This window comes from uncultured Agrococcus sp., from assembly GCF_945915485.1.
Lineage (GTDB): Bacteria > Actinomycetota > Actinomycetes > Actinomycetales > Microbacteriaceae > Agrococcus.
Genome location: NZ_CAMEFJ010000027.1, coordinates 1 through 20,976, shown reverse-complemented (window position 1 = coordinate 20,976; position 20,976 = coordinate 1). Strand labels below are relative to the sequence as shown.

The following is a 20,976-nucleotide window of genomic DNA, read 5'->3' as shown; positions in this document are numbered from 1 at the left end:
GGGGTACCGATGCCATCCGCTCCGTTCCGAAAGCAAGGGTTGTCGACTCGCTGGATCCTCTTTCTTCTCATTCATAGTCATAACCGTTGTGGAGATTGTGCAGAACTACAGGTTCGGCTACTCCGATATGGAAACTACAACCGTGAAAGATGTGGAACGGGGAATGTGTTCTGTTATGACTTTGTGAACAGCGCTGAGAATTACACGATTGTTATTCCACAGGCAGTACACGTTCTCTCCACAAGCGAGCGCGCGTCGTGCACAACCTATCCACATGAAGTGCACATTGAAGGTTTAGAGGCACGCCTTGAAATTCGGGCTCGCAAGAAGTGCCGCCGTTGATACGGTGACAGCGGGGTGCGACTGTCAGGCCCGTGCGGAGCGCTTGAGACGCGTAGTGAGTTCCGTGACCTGCGTGTAGACGGATCGCCGCTCTTTCATGAGCTTCTCGATCTTCTTGTTCGCGTACATGACGGTTGTGTGATCGCGATTGCCGAACAGTTGCCCTATCTTCGGCAGCGAGAGATTCGTGAGTTCCCGGCAGAGGTACATTGCGATCTGGCGGGCACGCGCGATCGTCTGCGAACGCGATGAACCGTAGAGGTCATCCTCGGTGAGTTCGAAGTACGCAGCCGTCTGCGAAATGATCTCGCTCGGCCCGATCTCTGTTCGATCCTCACTCGTGATCGAGTTCTTGAGGACGGTTTGGGCGAGCTCGAGATTGATCGGCAGCTTGTTCAGGCTCGCAAAGGCAGTGACGCGAATGAGTGCGCCCTCGAGCTCGCGAATGTTCGAGCGAACCTTGTCGGCGATGAACGTCAGGATCTCATCCTCGATGACCATGCGATCCATCTGCGCCTTCTTCCGCAGAATCGCGATGCGAGTTTCGAGGTCGGGCGCCGTGACGTCGGTGATGAGTCCCCATTCGAAGCGGCTCACCATGCGCGACTCGAAGCCCGTGAGGTGCTTCGGCTGCACATCCGACGTGATCACGACCTGCTTGTTGTGATCGTGCAGCGTATTGAATAAGTGGAAGAACGCTTCCTGCGTTGAATCGCGACCCTGCAGGAACTGAATGTCATCGATCAGGAGAACATCGATGTCGCGATACCTCGTCTGGAACATCTGACCCTGATTGTTCGCGATCGCGTTGATGAAGTCGTTCGTGAACTCTTCACTCGAAACGTATTTGACGCGGATGCCCGGGTACAGCGACTCCCCGTAGTTTCCTATGCCGTGCAGGAGGTGCGTCTTTCCGAGTCCGGATTCGCCGTAGATGAACAGCGGGTTGTAAGCCTTGGCCGGTAGCTCGGCGACAGCGAGTGCGGCAGCGTGCGCGAAGCGATTGGAACTGCCGATGACGAAACTGTCGAAGGTGTACTTCGCATTGAGTGTGGATTCCGTGCGTCGTGGCTGAGGCTGCTTCGCGGGCGCTTCGGGTGCCGCTTCTGCGATGGGCGAGGGTTCGTCAGGCGTGTCTTGGAGGGCTTCTTCCGATTGCAATTCCGGGTTGACGACGATCTTGAACGATTCGATGTCGTCAGACTTCTCCACAAGTGCATCCACAATCGGTAGGCGGAGCCGCTGCTCTATCATGTCGCGGGTGAGGTCATTCGGAACCTCGAGATACAGCACGTTGCCGAGAGCACCCTGCGGTTCTACAAGGTCAAGAAAACCCCGTAAAGACGCGACAATCCGGTTGTCCTCGCTCAGGCGGTCGAGAACTGCCGACCAGAGCCGGTCAGTCGCTTGCTCAGTCGCCATGTCCTGCGCCGCACCTTCCTGTTTGGAGTTTGTCCACAGAGTTATCCCCAAGGATAGATGGGGAGGCTCGGTCTGCGGAATCGAGTCAACAGTCTCGTCACCGCATCGGATTCCATTGAGTCTGCACCGATAGCCTCGTCCTTGCAAGTCTGTTCGTATTGCACTCGGCATGTCGCGAATCCGGTTCGGCCCGGGTTGACGGAAAGATTACAAGTCGCGTACCATAATCAGGTTGCCTCACGGCTACTTCAAGCTTCCGGGTCACATCACCCGCTGTATCTGTACGGAGAATCATGAGCAAGCGCACGTTCCAGCCCAACAACCGCCGCCGCGCTAAGAAGCACGGCTTCCGTTTGCGTATGCGTACGCGCGCCGGTCGTTCGATCCTTGCTGCGCGTCGTCGCAAGGGTCGCAGCAGCGTCTCGGCCTAAGCCGCGTACCCGGTGCTGGCCAAGGCGCACCGGATTGTTCGCGGCGACGACTTTCGCCGTGTAGTCCGGTTCGGCAAACGGGTCAGCACTCCCTACGCAGTCGTGCACATCGCCGCCGGCAGCTCTGACGTGAGCCGATTCGGGTTCATCGTGTCGAAGCGTGTCGGCGGCGCTGTCGTGCGCAATCGACTCAAACGGCAGCTTTCCGAGCTCGTTCGTCGCCATCTGCCCGAAACAGAGCCTCGTGATGTCGTGTTCAGAGTTCTCCCCGCGGCAAAAGACGCGGACTTCGCTACACTTGACGCGGGAATCATGCCTAAGGTGATGCCTTGATTACGCAAGTGTTGTTGCTACCGCGAAACGTGTGCGTCGCGATCCTGGTGGTGTACCGGAGGCTCATTTCACCGCTGTACGGTGACGTGTGTCGGTATTACCCGAGTTGCTCGCGATATGCGCTCGAAGCGATTCAGCAGTGGGGCGTTATTCGAGGCGTTGGTCTTGGGTCCTGGCGCATCCTTCGTTGCAATCCGTGGGCGGTGGGCGGCGTCGACGACATACCTGAACCAAAGTCCCGTTATCGGGTAACCAGATTCGGCTTCGTAGCCGCAAAGGAGAGAAGCTAAGTGCTCGAATTCTTCGACATGCTGATGTGGCCGATCAAGTGGCTGCTGGAAGCCGTCCTGGTCGGGTTCCACTGGGTCATCGAACAGGCCGGTATGGATCCCGCGTCGGGTCTCGCCTGGATTCTCTCGATCGCCGGACTCGTTCTCGTCGTTCGTACGGCAATGATTCCTTTGACGATCAAGCAGATCAAGTCCTCTCGAAAGGCACTTGAAGTCGCGCCCGAAGTCAAAAAGATCCAGGACAAATATAAGGGCAAGAAGGACAATCTCAGCCGCGAGGCCATGAACCGTGAGGTCATGGATGTCTACAAGCGCGCCGGTACCAACCCCATGGCGAGCTGTCTTCCGCTGCTCGTCCAGATGCCGATCTTCCTCGGCCTGGTTCAGGTACTGAACACCGCGAACCAGGGTCGTGCAGGTGTCGGGGCTATGGCCGAACCGCTTGCCGTACAGTTCCAGCAGGCCTCACTGTTCGATGTCGTTCCTCTGCACATGAGCCTCGAGGCGGGTGTTGGCGCCTGGAACTGGCCCGTCATTTTTACCGCGGGCCTCCTCACCGTGATCATGGTCTCAGCGCAGTTCTACACGCAGCTGCAGATCATGACCAAGAACCAGACTCCTCAGATGAAGGAGTCGCCGATGTACAAGCAGCAGCGCATCATGCTGTACATCATCCCCTTCTTCCTGCTGATCACGGCGTGGATCTTCCCGCTGGCGACGATGTTCTACTGGCTCGTTTCGAATATTTACACGCTTGTCCAGCAGTTGATTATCATCAACAGGATGCCGAACCCGGGTTCGGATGCGGCGCGCGCTCGAGAGGAGCGGATGGCCCGGAAGCGTCAGCGCCTCGGTCTTCCCGCGGTCGATGAGAGTGGCGAGGCTCCCGAGGAGGAAGAGAATCTCATCCAGAATCTTCAGCGGAAGCAGCCCAAGCGCAAAGGTCCGCGATCGGACCGGAATTAGCCCCTTCGAAGGACGGATTGTTTGATGACTGAGACTCGCGACGAAGGCGACATCGGGGCCGACTACATCGAGACCCTGCTCGACATCGCCGACATGGATGGTGACATCGATATCGATGAGACGGAGCGTCGTACAACGCTTGTCGTGGGCGACCCTGGCGATGACAGCCTGGCTCCTCTGTCCGATCCCGATACAGTGGCCGCATTGCAGGAGCTGACGCGGTTGAGCGTGCAAGCGAAGACCGGTGAGTTCTCCCGTCTTGTTCTCGACGTTGCCGGGTCTCGGGATGCCCGTGCGCGTGAGCTGGAAGACATGGTCGATCGCGCGGTTGCTTCGATTGAGGGAGGTTCCGATGCTGTTGCGTTGGAGCCCATGAGCTCGTATGAGCGGAAGATCGTGCATGACATCGTTTCCGCTCGTGGCTTCACGAGTGAGTCTGAGGGCGAGGGTCGCGATCGACACACGGTGGTTAAGGCTTCCTAGGGTGTCGGTTTCGGAGGATCTGCAGTACCCCGAAGCTGAGCCTGCGATTGCTGCTGAGCTCTTCGGCGATCGCATGCATCTGGCTAGGAGCCTGTATTCCCGACTCGTGAAAGAGGGTGAGGTGCGCGGACTTATCGGTCCACGAGAGCTGCCGCAATTGTGGAGTCGGCACATGCTGAACAGCGTGCTGCTCGCTCCCCTACTCCCCCAACGTGTGGGGGACGTGGGGTCGGGAGGTGGCTTCCCCGGTCTTGTTCTCGCGATTGCTCGTCCCGATGTCGAGTTCACGCTTATCGAACCGATGGAGCGCCGGACGGTCTGGTTGCAGGAGTGCGTGTCGAGTCTTCGTCTTGAGAACGTTCGTGTTCTTCGTGGCCGGGCGGAGGAAGTGGATATCGGCTTCCCCTTCGATGCAGTCACTGCGCGAGCTGTGTCGGCTTTATCGAAACTCATTCCATTGACGGCTCCTCTTGTCCGGAGTGGCGGACAGCTTCTCCTGCTGAAGGGTGCCCGCGTTCACGAGGAGATCGCGAGGGCCAGTAAGGCTATTCGCAAGCACCGCCTTCAGGAGGTGGAGGTCCTGGAGTTGGGAACGGTATCCGGACTCGAGACCACCCGTGTTTTCAAGGCGACTGTCGATCCCTGATGTCATGTTTCACGTGAAACATCTTGCCTGAGTCGCCGTGAATTGATCACGCCGGGAGTGTCGAGTGTTTCACGTGAAACATCGAGCCTCGGAGTGGGGCGTGTCGAGAGGTATGCACGCGACGCACTTCATCTGTGGACAAGTGTGAAGATCATGTTGAACCATAGGGAGCAGCGGGAACCGCGTCAAATCGCGGATGTTGTGAAGAATTCGCAGGATGCAGGTCTTCACGTGGGTCAAGTTATACACACCCCTGTGTATAACACGCGATGACGAAACGAGTTCGACAGAGCCCCTGAAAACAGGGCAGAATGGAGCGTTGAACTCTTCCATGTTTCACGTGGAACACGAACCCGATGGAGAACACTGGTGGCATCATCTTCCCGCTTCGACACGACGCCGATTGCAAGGGAGCTTGCGGATATGGCGCGAAGAAGGCGGGAGCTCGAGTCAGCAGACATCCCCCTTCCCCGTGATACTCGCGTCATCACCGTCGTGAACCAAAAGGGTGGAGTTGGAAAGACTACGACCGCCGTCAACCTCGCCGCGTCGTTTGCTCAAGCTGGTGCCAACGTCCTCCTGATCGATCTCGATCCTCAGGGGAATGCATCCACCGCATTGGGTATTGATCATCATGCTGACATCGTGAGCTCTTACGATGTCATGATCGATGGTGCGGAGATCGCGGGCACGGTCCAGGCCTCCCCCGAAGACGAGCGTCTATCGTGCCTGCCGTCGACGATTCACCTTGCCGGCGCGGATCTCGAACTGGCGACTCGGGATCGTCGTGAGTTCGTCCTGCGCGATGCCCTGCAGGACTACCTGATGGAGCGAGAAGACCTGCATTACGTCTTCATCGATTGTCCCCCGTCCTTAGGCCTGTTGACGATCAACGCGTTCACTGCGGCGACAGAAGTCATGATCCCGATCCAGAGCGAATACTATGCACTGGAGGGGGTTACCCAACTACTGGACACGATTCATCGGATCCAGCAGCATCTGAATCCACAACTCGACTTGTCGACTGTCGTGCTGACGATGTACGACGGTCGTACCATTCTGTCGAAGCAGGTAGCGGACGAAGTTCGAAAGCATTTTCCAGAACAGGCGCTCGAAACGGTGATTCCTCGTTCAGTGAGGGTCTCGGAAGCGCCCGGTTTCGGACAAACGGTTGTCACATACGATCCGAATTCACCGGGTGCGCTCTCGTACAGGGAAGCAGCGAAGGAAATTGCACAGCGAGGAGTTGCACGATGAGTAAACGAGCCGGCCTGGGGCGTGGTATCGGTGCCCTCATCCCCACTGAGGGGCCCACGGATGCGGAGCCTTCGAAGGCAGCTGACTCGCGTCAGTCGGCTTCCAAGCGCAATGTTTCACGTGAAACGTCGGTAAAGAAGTCATCACCGATCGACGTGTTCTTCACAGAGCCTCAGGCTGCCGAGGACCTCGCTGTCGTACCCGGCGCACGCCTCTTGGCGATCAGCCCCTCGGATATCAGGCCGAACAGTCAACAGCCAAGGCAGGTGTTCGACGAGGAGGAGCTCGCCCAACTGGAGCACTCCATCCGGGAGTTCGGGGTATTTCAGCCCATTGTGGTTCGGCCTATAGAAGGCGCGAAGAAGGAACCGCACTTCGAACTCATCATGGGGGAGCGGCGCTGGAGAGCAACGCAAAGGGCAGGCCTCAGCGAGATTCCCGCTGTCGTCAAGGACACCCCGGACGACGCGATGCTGCGGGACGCCCTGCTTGAAAACCTTCACAGAGCCCAACTCAACCCGCTCGAAGAAGCGTCCGCGTACCAGCAGCTCATGGATGATTTCGGGATAACCCAGGAGCAGCTCGCGGAGCGCATTGGCCGCAGTAGACCTCAGATCTCGAATACGATCCGTCTGCTTCGGTTGCCGGAGACAGTCCAGGCGAGGGTCGCCGCAGGAGTGCTGAGCGCAGGGCACGCAAGAGCCATCCTGTCGGCGGACACCGTCGAAGCGATGGAGCAGGTTGCCGACAAGATCGTGAACGAAGATCTTTCCGTTCGCGCAGCGGAGGCTATTGTTACCCAGGGAGAGCGAACGACTCGATCGAAACCGAAGAAGGGCAGTGTCCAGAGGGGCCTCAATGAAGTGGCGGAGCGCCTCACGGATCGACTGGACACGCGAGTACGTGTCTCACTCGGACGATCCAAGGGCCAGATCGTCGTCGACTTCCAGACGGTGGCGGAACTCAACAGGATTCTCCGGGAACTGGGGGAGGAGCCCTTCGGCGACGCGCAGCCCCTGCAATGAAATGGGCCCGGCAGTAAGCCGGGCCCATTCCGCTACGCGGTTGCAACGGATGTCTTACAGGAAGTCGGCAAGGTCGGCTTCGAGTGCTGCCTTGGGCTTGGCACCGATGATGTCCTTCACGACAGCACCACGAGAGAACACCTTCATGTTCGGAATCGAGGTGATCTGGTACTGCTGAGCGAGATCGGGGTTCTCGTCGACATTGACCTTGACGATCTCGAGACCGTCCTGCTCCGTGTCGATCTCCTCCAGAATGGGAGCAACGGCACGGCACGGGCCGCACCACTCCGCCCAGAAATCGACCAGAACCGGCTTTTCGGCCTGCAGTACGTCTGCGTCAAAGGTACTTGTGGTTACGTTCTTCACGTTTGGCCCTCCTTCATGGGACTCGTTGATTGCAACACGGAGCACGCGCTGCGTATTCCGCCCTAATCCTCCAGGGCTTCGAGGTAATGCTGAGCATCGAGCGCTGCGATCATGCCAGACGACGCTGCACTGACTGCCTGACGGTAGGTCGGGTCGATGACGTCCCCGGCGGCGAAGACGCCGGGGAGATTGGTGCGCGACGACCTCCCGTCGACCGCGATCGTGCCCTCGTCCGTCAGTTCGAGTTGACCGTGCACAAGATGCGTGCGCGGGTCGGAACCGATGGCGATGAACAGGCCGTCAACAGGAACGTCTCTGCTCTCACCTGTGACGGTGTCGGTGAGTTCGAGCGCATCGACCGCCTCCTCGCCCTTGGCTTCCGTAACGGTCGCGTTCGTGATGAAGTCGATCTTCTCGTTGTTCTTCGCACGCTCGAGCATCACGGCCGAGGCACGGAAGCTTTCAGACCGGTGCACGATGGTGACGGCCGAGGCGAAGTTCGTGAGGAAGGTCGCCTCTTCCATGGCAGAGTCGCCACCGCCAACGACCACGAGGTGCTTGTCCTTGAAGAAGAAACCGTCGCACGTTGCGCACCAGGAGATGCCGCGGCCCGATAGCCGTTCCTCACCCGTAACGCCCAGCTTCCGGTACGCGCTGCCGGTTGCGAAGATCACGGTTTGCGCCTCATGGGTCTCATCGCCGACGTGCACCTTCTTGACGGGGCCGTCGAGCTCGAGCGAGGTGACGTCCTCGAGCCGGACATCCGCCCCGAACCGCTCGGCCTGCTGCTGCATGTTCAGCATGAGCTCCGGGCCCTGGATGCCATTCGGAAACCCTGGGAAATTCTCAACATCGGTGGTCGTCATCAGATCGCCACCCGCCTCGACACTGGAAGCGAAGAGGAGCGGGTTCAGGTTGGCTCTCGCTGCGTAGATTGCTGCCGTGTAGCCGGCCGGGCCGGAACCGATGATGATGACCTTGTGCACGAGCACTCCTGAATTCGCGAAAAGAAGTAGTGATTACCAGCAACCGAGTCTAGTGGTGGACTATTCCGCAGGCGCGCCACGACCGCGACGGAACCGAGTGACCAGCTTGTCCGTCACGAGCCGCAGATCGGGGTCTCGGAACAGGAAGAGCGCACCGAAGTAGATTGCCAACATCACGACACCGGCGGCAGCGCATGTCACGGCGGCCGGGAAGACACCGATATGTGCCCAGCCGTCCGAGTAACCGCCCAGGAGCCACACGACGACCGCGCCCGCGGCTCCGGCCGGTATCGCGAGGCCGAGATACACGAGGTGACGCAGAGCGACCCTACGGATGCCGAAGGCGCCGATCTTGCGACGAACGATGACCAACCACAGAGCAGCGTAGATCGTGTTCTGCAGCGCGATGAACGACACGACGGCCAGAATGATGTATTCGCTCGGGAAGAGACTGGCTGCCCACAGAGCGAGCAGCGAGACCGGCAGGAAGGCGAGCCTGGCCATGAACGGTGTACGCGTGTCTTCGAGAGCGTAGGAGACACGTTCCAGCACGTATTGACCACTGAAGGCGACGAGGTGCAGCGCATTCGCGGTGACGAGTGTAGCCATGATGACGGCATAGTCGAAGATCCCGTCTTCGAACGGTCGAGCCAGCGGGACTGCCACAACGATCAGCACGACCGCCGAGAACGTCGTGAGCATCCCGATCGCGCGTAACGCCGTTGACGTATCCTGTCGCAGTTTCGGTATGTCGTTGTCGGCAGCGTGGTTCGACATCTGGGTGAAGAACACGATTGCGATCGACACTGCGATGATCGAGTGCGGCAGCTGGAAGATATACCATGCGTTGTACATCGTCAGCAAGCTGGGGCCGTCTGCGCTGCCCAGCGTCGCGACGCGCGTCTGCACGATGGCGACGATTTGCGAGATCACGACGACGCCGAGCAGCCAGGACGCCTTCACACCTGCCGAGCGAAGCCCCACGCCCCGCCACCGGAAGTCGAAGCGGAACCGCATCCCTGTCTTCCGGAAGAACAACACGAGTACAAGTGCTTGGGCCGCGACCCCACCGGTTGAGACGATTCCCATTGCGGCAATGCGATCCATGCCCCAGATCAGCGGGTCCCTGTTGACTTCGGCACCGCCGAAGATCACGAGGAAGAGTGCCAATCCCGCGATCGTGACGATGTTGTTGACGACCGGCGCCCACGTGTAGGGGCCGAACTGGCCGCGGGCATTGTAGATCTCGCCGAGCAGCGTGTAGATCGCGTAGAAGAAGATCTGCGGGAGGCACCAGTACGCCAGCGCGACGGCCAGCTCGAAGGCCTCCGGGCTGAGCCCTCTGTCACTTGTGTCGGCGTTGATCCAAACGAGACCGGGAGCAGCGAGGGTGATGAGCACCGTGAAGATGAAGAACGCCGTCACGCACAGCGTCAGCAGCTTCGAGATATATGCTTCGCCGCCGTCGCGTGTGCGCAGTTGCCGCACGATGAGCGGCACCAGCACGGCATTGACGGCGCCGGCGCCGATGAGCGCATAGATGTTGTTGGGCAGCGTGTTCGCGATGCCGAAAGCGGTAGCCGCCGTCGAAGCGGTCGAGCCGATCGTCATCGTGAGCAGAATCGTCTTCACGAACCCGAGCACGCGGGAGACCGCGGTACCGCTCGCCAGAATGAAACTGGATCGGCCTATGTTCACTGTTCCCCGGAGTCTTTCGTTCGTGTCCGCTTCGGCAACTCGGCGACATCGAGATCGCCCGCAGCCTTACCCTGCGCCCGCTTCCGCAGTGACCGCCAGAGTCCGAAACCGAGCAGCAGCAGCACGCTGGTGGCACCGATCCACAACAGTACAGTCTCGATCTCCGGCTGGGCGGCGACGTGCAGCGTCACGGGAGCACTGATCTCCTCACCGTCCGCCGTCTGCACAGTGACGATCGCATTGGTCGTGCCGGAGCCGATGACCTCGACAGGGACAAGAACACGCTGCGTGCTGCCCGCGTCGATCGTGACTTCCGTAAACGGGTCATCGACGATCACGATGGGGCTGAGGGTGCGAAGGTGCACGGAGACGGTTACGCCGTCGTCGAGCTCGTTGACGAGCTCGACCGGCAGCTGCACGCTCGAACCCACGATGCGGATCTGGCTGCCGGGAAGAATGCGGACGGACTCGAGCAATTCATCCGTCAGCACGGAGAAGCTGCGCACCTGGCGCTCGAGCGAAGGCTCGGTCGTGACGCTCGTGACGTGGAGCGCGGCGAGCGCCGTGAGCCTGTGCGGCACGCGTAGTGATCGGGGCTCGTCGGCGATCCCGGAGTACCGCTCGATGCGCGCATCGTCTTCGTGGACCGACTCCGCGGCCTCCCGCAGAGCGATATCGAGTTCGTCGGCCTCCGCATCCACGAGGGTCGCCTCGCGAGCCGGACCGTCCAAGGCGGCCCCTATCGACGCCAGGTCCACCCATCCGGAACTATCGAGCGCCTGCAGGACGTCCTCCGCGCCTCGGCCGGCGGGATCGATCGTGGCGGCGAGGGCGCGGGCCGAATTCGGAGCCTCCCGTGAAATCGTTGCGAGCAGCGCTATGAGCTCGCTCGTCGCTGCGCTGCGATCCGCGGTCGATTCGCCGCCTGTAGCCGCGTCGAGTAGGGCCTGCAGTTCCTGATCGGCGGCAAGGGCGGTTACACCGTCGATCGAGACGGCGGCGGAAGGTGTTGGGCTTTCGAGTTGCTCGTCGAGCTGCCCTGTCGACAGGAACGGCACGCCGTATCCCTCGGCCGCGGCCAGTAAATCAGCATCGATCGCGCGCCCGGTCGCGTCGATGACCCCCCGGCCGGCGAGAATCGTAGGGATGCCGTCCGTGACGCCGCCCTGTGCCGTTTCGTCGGGGTACCCGAGGGGCTCAAGCGGTGTCAGGCCGGCCTCGAGTTGCGCGAGAATGTCGCTTCTCGCGTAGCTGGTGTGAAACGGATGCTCGAGCTCATAGGTTCTGTCGATCCAGTCCCAGGTGGTCGCGGGGGCGGACGTCTCAACCGCGTAGGCGGACGTCTCGATCATGGGGTCGATCCCGACGGAGATCGGGTACGGTTCGACGGCTCGCAACTGCCGCTCGAGCGAACCGACGTTGCTCGTCAGCGCCGTGAGCTGCTCGCGACTGAGGAGCCCCGTCGAATCGGGTTCCGCAGAGATCTGCGCGGCCAGGGACAGCGTCGTGCCAGGGGTGCTGGGAGCTCCCACCGTCAGCAGTGTGCTGGTCGTGACGTCGCCGACGGTGACGCGCAGACCGTAGGCCCCCGGCGTCGACTGCTGGCTGAGCCCGAGGGCATCCGCCGGGATCGTGACATCGGTCGCGACGTCGCCACCCTGCGGAACATCGGGCACCTCGAATGAGGTGACGGGACGTGCACCGAGCACGGGGTCGCCCTCCAACCACGCGTCGAGTGCAAACCGCGTGTCCACGGGAACGTAGGTCATGACGAGATCGGCTGTTGCTCCCTGCAGGTCCGATGATGTGCCGTTGTCGATCGAAAGCGCGAGATCGATGTCATCGCCGGGCTCGAGCCGGCCGTTGACCGCCCCGACGACCAGGCTGAGCGAGTCGGCATCCTGTCGGACGACATCCTGCTGGGCGGGTGCGGGAAGAGCGAGCCCCGACATCCCGGTCACCAGGGCGGCCGCTGCGGCGGAGACCCTCGCGATAACGTGCATGGGATTCAGTGTACGAGTCGGAAATGCGTGCGGTGACCTCGCGGCACTGGTTCCGCTGTGTGCGTGCGGGATTTCGCGCATTCAATGCGAAACTGGTCACGCTATGACCGTCTCGTTTGCAGAAGCCCACGATCGACTCCGCGCCCTTGCGAGTGGTGGACCGACAGCTGTTCTTTCCGAAGCGTTCGCGGCCGCGGAAGAGGAGCTTGCGCTCGTCGGCGGTCCCGTTCGCGACGCTTTTCTCGGCCTGGATGTGAAGGATCTCGATTTCACGACGAGCGCCGATCCCGACACGATTCTGCGCATCGTGCGCCCCATTTCCGATGCGCAGTGGGATGTCGGCCGGCAGTTCGGCACGATCGCCTGCCGCATCGAGGGCTGGGTTGTCGAGATCACGACCTACCGTGCCGACGTGTACGACGGTCAGTCGCGAAAACCCGAGGTCGAATTCGGCACCTCGCTCGAGGACGATCTCGTGCGGCGCGATTTCACCGTGAACGCCATGGCATTGCGTCTGCCGCAGTTGCAACTCGTGGACGTCGGGGGAGGGGTTGAACACCTGCTCGAGGGCGTGCTCGAAACACCCCGTGAGCCGGAGCAGTCGTTTCGAGACGACCCGCTCCGCATGCTGAGGGCGGCTCGTTTCACGGCGCAGCTCGGGTTCGTCGCGGCCGAGCGAGTTGTAGATTCCATGACGGAACTGGCGAGCGAGATCGAGCGGATCAGTGCCGAGCGAGTGCGCGACGAGCTTTCGAAGCTGTTGCTGACGCGCGACCCAGTGCCGGGCATCCGGTTGCTGACCGAAACGGGTGTTCTCGAGCGCGTGCTGCCCGAAGTGCCCGCTTTGCGACTTGAAGCGGATGAGCACGCACATCATAAAGACGTCTACGAGCATTCGCTGACGGTGTTGGAGCAGGGTATCGACCTGTGGGCGAGCAGGAACCCGGATGCCGGGCCCGATCTGGTGTCGCGGCTTGCCGGCTTGCTGCACGACATCGGCAAGCCTGCGACGAAACGTGTCGATGGCCGGGTCGTCTCGTTCCACAATCACGATCTCGTCGGTGCCAGGATGGCGAAGAAGCGCATGCGTACGCTGCGCTTCGACAACGACACGATCGCGGCCGTATCCAGACTCATCGAGCTGCACCTGCGGTTCTTCGGATATTCCGACGCCGCGTGGACGGATGCTGCCGTTCGCCGCTACGTGCGCGATGCGGGGGAGCAGCTCGAGCGTCTGCACGTCCTGACGCGATCGGATGTGACGACGCGCAACCGTCGGAAGGCGCAGATGCTCGACTTCGCGTACGACGATCTGGAGCGCCGCATCGAGGAGCTGTCGGAGCAGGAGGAACTGGATGCCATGCGCCCGGACCTCGATGGCACGGAGATCATGACGATTCTCGACATCCAGCCGAGTCGCGCGGTGGGCGAGGCGTACAAGATGCTGCTGGAAGCGCGTATGGATCACGGCCCGCTCGGGAAGGAACGGGCGACCGAGCTGCTGCGCCAGTGGTGGGAGGAGCGGGGCTGAGCTCGTCCACCCGCTGCATTCCATCCGCCGCCCTACTCTCCACCCTCCCTTCCAGTCCGTTGCACTTCTCGGTCTATGGATGGCGACACGCCCGTATAGCGCGTTCATTCCGGCTATAGACCGAGAAGTGTGCCCAGGATGGGCGAAGTCGGCTGCCGATCGCAGGCGTCGCGCTTCGCCGAGGAATGTGAGAGCCATATCGCTAAGCTGAACCCTATGGACCTGCCATTGGTGTCAGTCGGTCTTCCGATCGCGTTGGCGATCGTCATGTTCGGTCTCGGTATGAGCCTCACGCTGGGAGACTTCCGTCGCGTAGCAACCATGCCGAGGGCCGTTCTCGTAGCGCTGGGGCTCCAACTCATCGTGCTGCCGGCAGTCGCCTTCGGGCTCATCGTCGCATTCGACCTTCCCGGCATCCTCGCGGTCGGCGTCATGCTGCTCGCGGCATCCCCCGGCGGCACGACCGCGAATCTCTACTCGCACCTGTTCCGCGGCGATGTCGCGCTGAACATCTCGCTGACGGCGCTCAACTCGGTCATCGCCGTCGTTACGCTCCCCGTCATCACGAACTTCGCGATCTGGTACTTCGACGCGGGGGAGGGGACAGTCGGCCTCCAGTTCGACAAAGTCGTGACCGTCTTCGCAATCGTGCTGGTGCCGGTCGCCCTCGGGATGGTCGTGCGGCGGTTCCGTACAAAGCTTGCGGAGCGTGCCGACAAGCCGGTCAGAATCTTCTCGATTCTCGTACTCGCCGTTGTCGCGATCGGCGCTCTGATCTCCGAGTGGGCGGTCATCCAGCCGTATCTTTCCGACGTCGGCTGGGTCGTCTCGCTGTTCTGCATCCTGAGCCTGACGATCGGCTACTTCGCATCGAAGGCGATGCGGCTGGGCGAACCCCAGGCGGTCGCGACGGCCATGGAGATCGGCATTCACAACACGACGATCGCGTTGACGATCGCGATCTCGGTGCTGGGCAGCACGGTCATGGCTGTTCCCGCAGCTGTCTATTCGATGGCGATGTACGTCTTCGCGACCCTGTTCGGTTTGGCGATCTCGCGAGTCGGTCGAGTCCGGGAACCGCAGTAGGATTCGACTGGCGCATTTGCGTTCCGACCCGCTATCATTGTCAGGTTGTGCGCATTCGCGCACGCATGCAATACCCTCCTGCTGCAGAGAGCCTGCAGCCGTTCGAGTCCGAAGGAGGTGGGTGAAGCATGGCAACAAGCTACGAGCTGATGGTAATCATCGACCCAGAGGTCGATGAGCGTACCGTCGCCCCGCAGCTCGATAAGTTCCTCGAGGTCATCCGTAAGGACGGTGGCACGATCGAGAACATCGACATCTGGGGACGTCGTCGCCTAGCGTACGAAATCCAGAAGAAGACCGAGGGCATCTACGCGGTCGTGAACTTCACGGCTGAGCCCGCAACCACCAGCGAAGTCGACCGTCAGCTGAAGCTGTCGGAGGCCGTTATGCGCACCAAGGTGCTGCGTAAGGACGAGGCCGTCGTCGACCTGAACGCTACCGACGCGGACGCAGCGTAGTCATGGCTGGCGAGACCATCATGACCGTGGTCGGCAACCTTACTGCCGACCCTGAGCTGCGCTACACGCAAAACGGCCTCGCCGTCGCGAACTTCACGATCGCGTCCACCCCCCGTTCGTACGACCGTCAGGCAGGTGAGTGGAGGGACGGCGAGCCGCTGTTCATCCGTGCATCCGTATGGCGCGATTTCGCCGAGCACTCGGCCTCGACGCTGCAGAAGGGCATGCGCGTCATCGCGCAGGGCCGTCTCAAGCAGCGTTCGTACGAAACCAAGGAAGGCGAGAAGCGCACGTCGCTCGAGCTCGAGGTCGACGAGGTCGGCCCTTCGCTCCGGTTCGCGACAGCGCAGGTCACGCGTTCGTCGGGTGGCGCCGGTCAGCGTTCGGGCGGCCAGAACCAGGGCGGAAGCCAGCAGGCTCGCTCGCAGGGCGACGCTTGGGCTCAGCCCGGCCAGAGCTCCGGAGGAGACGTCTGGAACTCACCCGGTTCGTACGGCAACGACGAAACTCCGTTTTAGGTTTTAAGAGAATAGGAAAATCATGGCTGGACGGTCATCCAACCGTAAGCCCCGCGGCGGCAAGGGTAAGCCCGTAGCCCCCGCGAAGGCAATCAAAGTCGGCGTCATCGACTACAAGGACGTCGCAACGCTGAAGAAGTTCATCTCGGAGCGTGGCAAGATCCGCGCCCGTCGCATCACCGGAGTCTCGGTGCAGGAGCAGCGTCTCATCGCGAAGGCAATCAAGAACGCCCGCGAGATGGCACTGCTGCCGTACTCGGGTGCGGGTCGCTAAGGAGACGTCATGGCAAAGGTAATTCTGACCAATGAGGTCACCGGCCTGGGCTCCGCTGGCGACGTTGTCGAGGTAAAGAACGGGTACGCCCGCAACTACCTCGTCCCGCAGGGTTTCGCTACCCCGTGGACCCGCGGCGGCGAGAAGCAGGTCGATCAGATCAAGTCCGCGCGTGCAGCTCGCGAGCACGCCACCATCGAAGAGGCGCACGACCTCAAGGCAAAGATCGAAGCGGCGCCTCTGCGCGTTTCGGTCAAGGCAGGTGCCGAGGGGCGTCTGTTCGGTTCCGTGCAGCCGCGCGACATCGCTGAAGCGGTCGAGGCCGCCGGCCTCGGCTCGATCGATCGCCGTGTCATCGAGCTCGCATCGTCGGTCAAGGCCGTCGGTCGTTACGAGGCGACTGCGAAGCTGCGCGACGGTATCGTCGCGAACATCAAGTTCGACGTCGTAGCCACCAAGTAGCAAGCGATTTTTCAGGGGCGCACCCGCTGGGGTGCGCCCCTGAAGTCTGTTCGCGACCGAGTGTTGTTCATCCGCGGTGTGAAGTTTCAACGTGAACTTGATCCTAGTTTTTCCACAAGGCTGTGCAAAACATAATGCCCGGTCAAAAGGCAATTGTGCTGAGTTACCCACGTGTAATCCACAGAGTCGTCCACAATTCACTCCGGCGGATTACGGAGAAGTTCGCCGGTTATCCACACGCTCTCCACAGCCCTCGTTTGTGGGATGCCGCAGCTGCGGCCTACGGTAGCGCCATCCACGGATGCGCGAGCCGGCCCGCTGCATGTCCGGGGTTCGCAGTAGCGTGCGTCGCAAAGGAATCCGAACGGAGGATCATGACTGACCTGGTGGAACAGGAGTTCGCGCGATCGTCCAGCGCAGAGCGTACGCCTCCCCACGATGAGCTTGCGGAACAGTCGGCGATCGGCGGCATGCTGCTTTCGAAGGACGCGGTCGCGGATGTTCTGGAAACTCTCAAGGGCTCCGACTTCTACGTACCGAAGCACGCTGTCATCTACGAGGGCATTCTCAATCTCTACACGCACGGTGAGCCGATCGACGTCATCGCGGTCGCCGACGAGCTGACGAAAACGGGGCAGTTGACGCGTGCGGGCGGAATCGACTACCTGCACTCGCTCACAAGCATCGTTCCCACGGCGGCGAACGCGGGCTACTACGCCGAGATCGTCGCCGAGAAGAGTGTTCTGCGAAAGCTCGTAGAAGCCGGTACGCGCATCGTGCAGATGGGGTACGCCTCCGAAGGTGAAGTCACGGAGCTCGTGAACAACGCCCAGTCCGAGATCTACGGCGTCATGGGCGACGACGATCGCGGCGACTACGTGCAACTCTCGAGCGCAGTGCAGTCGGCCATCGACGAGATCGAAGCCGCGAAGAGCCTGGAAGGCGGCATGGTCGGTGTCCCGACCGGCTTCCACGAGTTCGATGAACTCACGAACGGGCTGAAACCCGGCCAGATGGTGATTATCGCGGCCCGCCCCGGTATGGGTAAGTCGACACTTGCGCTCGACTTCGCCCGCACCGCCGCGATCAAACACGACCTACCGTCCGTGTTCTTCTCGCTCGAAATGGGCAGAAGCGAAATCGCACTCAAGCTCTTGAGCGCCGAATCGAACATCCTGATGACCAAGCTGCGCAAGGGTGCGCTCGAGCGGCGCGACTGGACGACGCTCGCACAGGTGCACGGGCGAGTCAACGAAGCCCCTCTCTTCATCGACGATTCGCCGAACCTGACGCTCGTCGAGATCCGCGCGAAGTGCCGTCGGCTCAAGCAGCAGATGGGCCTCAAGATGGTCATCATCGACTACTTGCAGCTCATGACGAGCGGCAAGAAGGTGGAATCCCGTCAGCAGGAGGTCTCCGAGTTCTCGCGTTCGCTCAAGCTGCTCGCGAAAGAGCTCCAGGTGCCGGTGATCGCGCTATCGCAGTTGAACCGTAACGCCGAAGCTCGCAGTGACCGCAAGCCGCAGATCTCCGACCTCCGCGAATCCGGTTCCATCGAGCAGGACGCCGACTTGGTGGTCCTGCTGCACCGTGAGGACGCCTACGACCGGGATGTCCGCCCGGGGGAGGCGGACATCATCGTCGCGAAGCACCGCGGTGGTCCCACGAAGACGATCCCTGTCGCATTCCACGGTCATCTGCAGCGATTCGCCGATCTGGCACACGCCGACTCCGGGCCCTCATTCGGGGCGCCGCCGCCTCCCGTCGAGGAGTAGCGGCCGCTGCTACATGAGCGGAACGAAGAGCAGCAGTGACATGAACGCCCAGAACAGGCTGCCCAGGATTCCCAGTGCGTTGGTGATGATGCCGGCGATCGCGACACCCTTGCCGCTGCCGTAGCTCTTCACCTTGCTCATGCCGATGAAGCCGAGGATCAAACCGGCCACGCCGATCAGGAGCGAGAACAGCCACAGCACCACGCCGAAGGACAGCGTGAACGAAATACCTCCCAAGACAAGGCTGACGATCGCCATGACGTTGGTTTTCGTCTGCACGCTCCGGGCGGCGCTCATGTAGCCGCCGGTGTCACCGTACTGGTACTGACCCGAGCCCCCGATGGAGTACTGGCCGTACTGATGCGCGCCGTACGGCTGCTGATTGCCGTGCGGCTGGGGGTTCTGCTGCTGCCCGGCGTAGGGATTGCTGGGGTCGTAGGTCATACGCGACGTCTGCCTCTCCTCTTCGCGACCGAGTGTGCCATGTCCGCCTGGATGTTGGTCGACAGAATCGAGCGCCACGCTCGGTCGCCCGAATGGCCCTCGGGAGGGTTTGGAAGTACGATAGACAGGTAGTGAATGCGCTGACTTCTCGTTCTTCTTCGCGCGCCTGGCTGTTGCCGGCAGCGCGTTCTTTCGCGGCCCTTCTACCTGGCCTCGGTGTCGTCTTCGTGCAAGACCATTCGATGCATGTCGGCTTCACGATCGCGACGGTGTTCTTCCTCGGCACTGCGATCGCCATGTTCGCGCTGGCGCGGCAGACGGGGGATGCGCGCATGCGGTTCCTCGTGCTGGGGAGCATCCACGGGCTGGCCGCGTTCGCGGCGTTCGCGGTGCTACTCGTGTCACCTCAGCAGGTCGTGTTTCTCGGTCTTGTCGCGCTGTGGGCATTCGCGACCGCGGCGGTTGAGTTCTCGGCGACCAAGCTCGCCTCGGAAGAAGGTGGTCCAGGGCTGGGTCGCGACTGGCGTACCGTCGCGATCGGCACCGGCCTCTTCGGCCTGCTCATGGCGTTCAGCCCGCTTCTCGGCATCGCCGATGCGGTCTCGCTCACCGGGCTGTTCGGGGCGTACGCCGCCATCGTCGGGGTGTATCACGCGATCGCTGCCGCTTCCGCAGCGTTCGGTTCCCGGGTAACGGGGGAGGCGGCCGCGAAAGGGTTGGAGAGCGAATCGTGACGGAAGAGCACAAACCCAGTTTTCGTGACCGGATGAAGCCGATGGAGTATCTGTCGTTCGCGGCAATTGCGGCGCTGTTCACGGGTCTCGTCGTCTTGCTCACGACCCGGAATTGGGCACTCGTCGGCATCTTCGCGCTCGTCGCGTTCACAGCGACCCTGCTGGTTGTGGCGACGCTGCTGCTGTCCGTCAACAAGGACATCGACAAGACGAAACTCGAGGCCGCGAAACGGGCCGAGGAAGCGGACGGTGACGACAACGCTTCGTAAGACCCTGACGGCAGCGGCGCCCGTGCTCCTGCTTGCGGGCTCACGAGCGACAAGACCATCACTTCGTTCCCGAATAACTCGCGGTAGGAAGGGCCGACAATGAAGCATCTGGTGAGCGTCGACTGGTTGACACGGCATCTCGACGAACCGAACCTGGTCGTTGTCGATGCGAGCGTCATGGACGCACGCGGGCAGGAACTCGGCATTCCGGGCGCTGTCCGCTTCGACATCGACGGGGCCTTTTCACGACAGGAGGACGGGATGCGCAGCATGCTCCCACCCGGTCGATTCGAGCGCGAGCTGCGCAAGTTAGGCATCCGCCGCGGAGACAGGGTCGTCGCCTACGACGCGAACGGCATCTTCTCCTCGGCACGAGCTTGGTGGATGCTGCGGTCGGCGGATATCAAGGCGGCGGTCCTCGACGGCGGGCTTCCCGCCTGGCGTGAAGCCGGTGGATCGCTCACGCCGGTCGCCGACGATCTCGGCCGCGACGGCGATGTCGAGGTGTGCTGGGAGGTCTCCCGCTTCCGGAATGCGAACTGGGTGGAGCGCAGGCTAGAGGCCGCCGATCCCGTGCTGGATGCGCGTTCTCCGGAGCGCTTCTCCGGTGACGAGGACGACCCTCGCCCCGGCGTTCGGGCGGGGCACATCCCCGGTTCGCGGTCGATGCACTACGCCTCATTGCAGGACGGCGGAAGAATGCTTCCGGTCGCAGAGCTTCGGGAGCGCATCCACGCGTACGTCGACGAACCGGAGCAGCCGCTCACGGCATCCTGCGGTTCCGGAGTAACCGCCTGCGTCATTGCGCTTGCGGCGACGTTGGCCGGCCACAAACACGTTTCGGTGTACGACGGTTCGTGGGCCGAATGGGGCGCGGCGCGGTCGGGTCACCCGGTCGCGAAGGGTGATTCCGGCAGCTAGCAGCGCCCGTGGAAATCCCGTCCCGCGGTTGGGTCGACAATCGCGACGCGTTCCCCTACAGTTGGTCTAGTTAGGTAAGCCTTACCTTATGCCCGACCCGCTTCGGGTTTCCCCCGCACGAGGAGAACACAATAGAGATGGCCACATTGAAGCGCCGCGGAATGACGGCTCTCGCCGGGATCGCAGTTATGGCACTCGCCGTAACCGGATGCTCGACGAACGATGACGCCCCCGCAGACGATCAGCAGGATGACAG

24 protein-coding genes are annotated in these 20,976 nt (G+C 61.7%); 18 read left to right on the top strand and 6 right to left on the bottom strand.

Features of this window, described 5'->3' with window-relative positions; all coding sequences use genetic code 11:
• Window positions 1-366: 366 nt before the first annotated feature.
• Window positions 367-1,764, bottom strand: a complete 1,398-nt coding sequence (gene dnaA, locus Q0O95_RS06555; RefSeq protein ID WP_293696554.1) for a chromosomal replication initiator protein DnaA — start codon at window positions 1,762-1,764, stop codon at window positions 367-369.
• A gap of 293 nt (window positions 1,765-2,057) precedes the next feature.
• Between dnaA and rpmH the strand changes: the two genes are divergently transcribed.
• The 8 genes from rpmH (at window position 2,058) to Q0O95_RS06515 (ending at window position 7,195) form a co-directional block, all read left to right on the top strand.
• The gene (gene rpmH / locus Q0O95_RS06550) at window positions 2,058-2,195 is read left to right on the top strand and encodes a 50S ribosomal protein L34 (protein WP_293696553.1); all 138 of its coding nucleotides are present in this window, start codon (window positions 2,058-2,060) and stop codon (window positions 2,193-2,195) included.
• A 12-nt stretch (window positions 2,196-2,207) separates the two neighbouring features.
• The gene (gene rnpA / locus Q0O95_RS06545; protein ID WP_293696552.1) at window positions 2,208-2,528 is read left to right on the top strand and encodes a ribonuclease P protein component; all 321 of its coding nucleotides are present in this window, start codon (window positions 2,208-2,210) and stop codon (window positions 2,526-2,528) included.
• The gene (yidD, locus tag Q0O95_RS06540; protein WP_293696569.1) at window positions 2,528-2,818 is read left to right on the top strand and encodes a membrane protein insertion efficiency factor YidD; all 291 of its coding nucleotides are present in this window, start codon (window positions 2,528-2,530) and stop codon (window positions 2,816-2,818) included. Before rnpA ends, yidD begins: the two co-directional genes overlap by 1 nt.
• A complete protein-coding gene (gene yidC, locus Q0O95_RS06535; RefSeq protein WP_293696551.1) occupies window positions 2,819-3,784 on the top strand; it encodes a membrane protein insertase YidC in 966 nt (321 codons plus the stop codon).
• Window positions 3,785-3,808: 24 nt separating this feature from the next.
• Window positions 3,809-4,267: a R3H domain-containing nucleic acid-binding protein gene (locus Q0O95_RS06530; RefSeq protein ID WP_293696550.1), complete on the top strand. Its 459-nt coding sequence runs from the start codon at window positions 3,809-3,811 to the stop codon at window positions 4,265-4,267.
• Between the two features lie 73 nt (window positions 4,268-4,340).
• Window positions 4,341-4,913 (top strand): 16S rRNA (guanine(527)-N(7))-methyltransferase RsmG, encoded by a 573-nt coding sequence (rsmG, locus tag Q0O95_RS06525; RefSeq protein WP_293696567.1) that lies wholly within the window; start codon window positions 4,341-4,343, stop codon window positions 4,911-4,913.
• A 423-nt stretch (window positions 4,914-5,336) separates the two neighbouring features.
• Window positions 5,337-6,170, top strand: a complete 834-nt coding sequence (locus tag Q0O95_RS06520) for a ParA family protein (protein WP_293696565.1) — start codon at window positions 5,337-5,339, stop codon at window positions 6,168-6,170.
• Window positions 6,167-7,195: a ParB/RepB/Spo0J family partition protein gene (locus Q0O95_RS06515; protein ID WP_293696549.1), complete on the top strand. Its 1,029-nt coding sequence runs from the start codon at window positions 6,167-6,169 to the stop codon at window positions 7,193-7,195. Before Q0O95_RS06520 ends, Q0O95_RS06515 begins: the two co-directional genes overlap by 4 nt.
• Window positions 7,196-7,249: 54 nt before the next feature.
• Here the strand turns inward: Q0O95_RS06515 and trxA are convergent, their stop codons facing one another.
• From trxA to Q0O95_RS06495, 4 genes are all read right to left on the bottom strand, one after another.
• Complete coding sequence (trxA, locus tag Q0O95_RS06510) at window positions 7,250-7,561, bottom strand: thioredoxin (RefSeq protein WP_293696548.1); 312 nt, start codon at window positions 7,559-7,561, stop codon at window positions 7,250-7,252.
• Window positions 7,562-7,623: 62 nt separating this feature from the next.
• A complete protein-coding gene (gene trxB, locus Q0O95_RS06505; protein ID WP_293696547.1) occupies window positions 7,624-8,547 on the bottom strand; it encodes a thioredoxin-disulfide reductase in 924 nt (307 codons plus the stop codon).
• Window positions 8,548-8,607: 60 nt separating this feature from the next.
• On the bottom strand, window positions 8,608-10,245 hold the full coding sequence (locus Q0O95_RS06500) for a lipid II flippase MurJ (RefSeq protein ID WP_293696546.1): 1,638 nt from the start codon (window positions 10,243-10,245) through the stop codon (window positions 8,608-8,610).
• The gene (locus Q0O95_RS06495) at window positions 10,242-12,248 is read right to left on the bottom strand and encodes a DUF6049 family protein (RefSeq protein ID WP_293696545.1); all 2,007 of its coding nucleotides are present in this window, start codon (window positions 12,246-12,248) and stop codon (window positions 10,242-10,244) included. Before Q0O95_RS06495 ends, Q0O95_RS06500 begins: the two co-directional genes overlap by 4 nt.
• A gap of 103 nt (window positions 12,249-12,351) precedes the next feature.
• On the opposite strand from Q0O95_RS06495, the gene Q0O95_RS06490 reads away from it, so the two are divergent.
• The 7 genes from Q0O95_RS06490 to dnaB all read left to right on the top strand — a co-directional run bounded on the left by Q0O95_RS06490 (window position 12,352) and on the right by dnaB (window position 18,352).
• Window positions 12,352-13,779 carry a CCA tRNA nucleotidyltransferase gene (locus tag Q0O95_RS06490; RefSeq protein ID WP_293696544.1) on the top strand — a complete coding sequence of 476 codons (1,428 nt, stop codon included), beginning with the start codon at window positions 12,352-12,354 and terminating at the stop codon, window positions 13,777-13,779.
• A 216-nt stretch (window positions 13,780-13,995) separates the two neighbouring features.
• Complete coding sequence (locus Q0O95_RS06485; protein ID WP_293696543.1) at window positions 13,996-14,865, top strand: bile acid:sodium symporter family protein; 870 nt, start codon at window positions 13,996-13,998, stop codon at window positions 14,863-14,865.
• A 128-nt stretch (window positions 14,866-14,993) separates the two neighbouring features.
• A complete protein-coding gene (gene rpsF, locus Q0O95_RS06480) occupies window positions 14,994-15,323 on the top strand; it encodes a 30S ribosomal protein S6 (protein WP_293696542.1) in 330 nt (109 codons plus the stop codon).
• A gap of 2 nt (window positions 15,324-15,325) precedes the next feature.
• On the top strand, window positions 15,326-15,841 hold the full coding sequence (locus Q0O95_RS06475) for a single-stranded DNA-binding protein (RefSeq protein WP_293696540.1): 516 nt from the start codon (window positions 15,326-15,328) through the stop codon (window positions 15,839-15,841).
• 22 nt (window positions 15,842-15,863) lie between these two features.
• Complete coding sequence (gene rpsR / locus Q0O95_RS06470) at window positions 15,864-16,115, top strand: 30S ribosomal protein S18 (protein WP_293696539.1); 252 nt, start codon at window positions 15,864-15,866, stop codon at window positions 16,113-16,115.
• Between the two features lie 9 nt (window positions 16,116-16,124).
• Window positions 16,125-16,577 (top strand): 50S ribosomal protein L9, encoded by a 453-nt coding sequence (gene rplI, locus Q0O95_RS06465; RefSeq protein WP_293696538.1) that lies wholly within the window; start codon window positions 16,125-16,127, stop codon window positions 16,575-16,577.
• A 374-nt stretch (window positions 16,578-16,951) separates the two neighbouring features.
• Entirely contained in the window at window positions 16,952-18,352 is a 1,401-nt protein-coding gene (gene dnaB / locus Q0O95_RS06460) for a replicative DNA helicase (RefSeq protein ID WP_293696536.1), read from the top strand.
• 9 nt (window positions 18,353-18,361) lie between these two features.
• Here dnaB and Q0O95_RS06455 read toward each other — a convergent pair whose 3' ends face one another.
• Entirely contained in the window at window positions 18,362-18,796 is a 435-nt protein-coding gene (locus Q0O95_RS06455) for a DUF4190 domain-containing protein (RefSeq protein WP_293696534.1), read from the bottom strand.
• A gap of 131 nt (window positions 18,797-18,927) precedes the next feature.
• On the opposite strand from Q0O95_RS06455, the gene Q0O95_RS06450 reads away from it, so the two are divergent.
• The 3 genes from Q0O95_RS06450 to Q0O95_RS06440 all read left to right on the top strand — a co-directional run bounded on the left by Q0O95_RS06450 (window position 18,928) and on the right by Q0O95_RS06440 (window position 20,720).
• Window positions 18,928-19,530 (top strand): hypothetical protein, encoded by a 603-nt coding sequence (locus Q0O95_RS06450; protein ID WP_293696532.1) that lies wholly within the window; start codon window positions 18,928-18,930, stop codon window positions 19,528-19,530.
• A complete protein-coding gene (locus Q0O95_RS06445) occupies window positions 19,527-19,799 on the top strand; it encodes a hypothetical protein (protein WP_293696530.1) in 273 nt (90 codons plus the stop codon). The genes Q0O95_RS06450 and Q0O95_RS06445 overlap by 4 nt, the downstream gene beginning before the upstream one ends.
• A 99-nt stretch (window positions 19,800-19,898) precedes the next feature.
• The gene (locus Q0O95_RS06440) at window positions 19,899-20,720 is read left to right on the top strand and encodes a sulfurtransferase (protein WP_293696528.1); all 822 of its coding nucleotides are present in this window, start codon (window positions 19,899-19,901) and stop codon (window positions 20,718-20,720) included.
• Window positions 20,721-20,976: the final 256 nt, after the last annotated feature.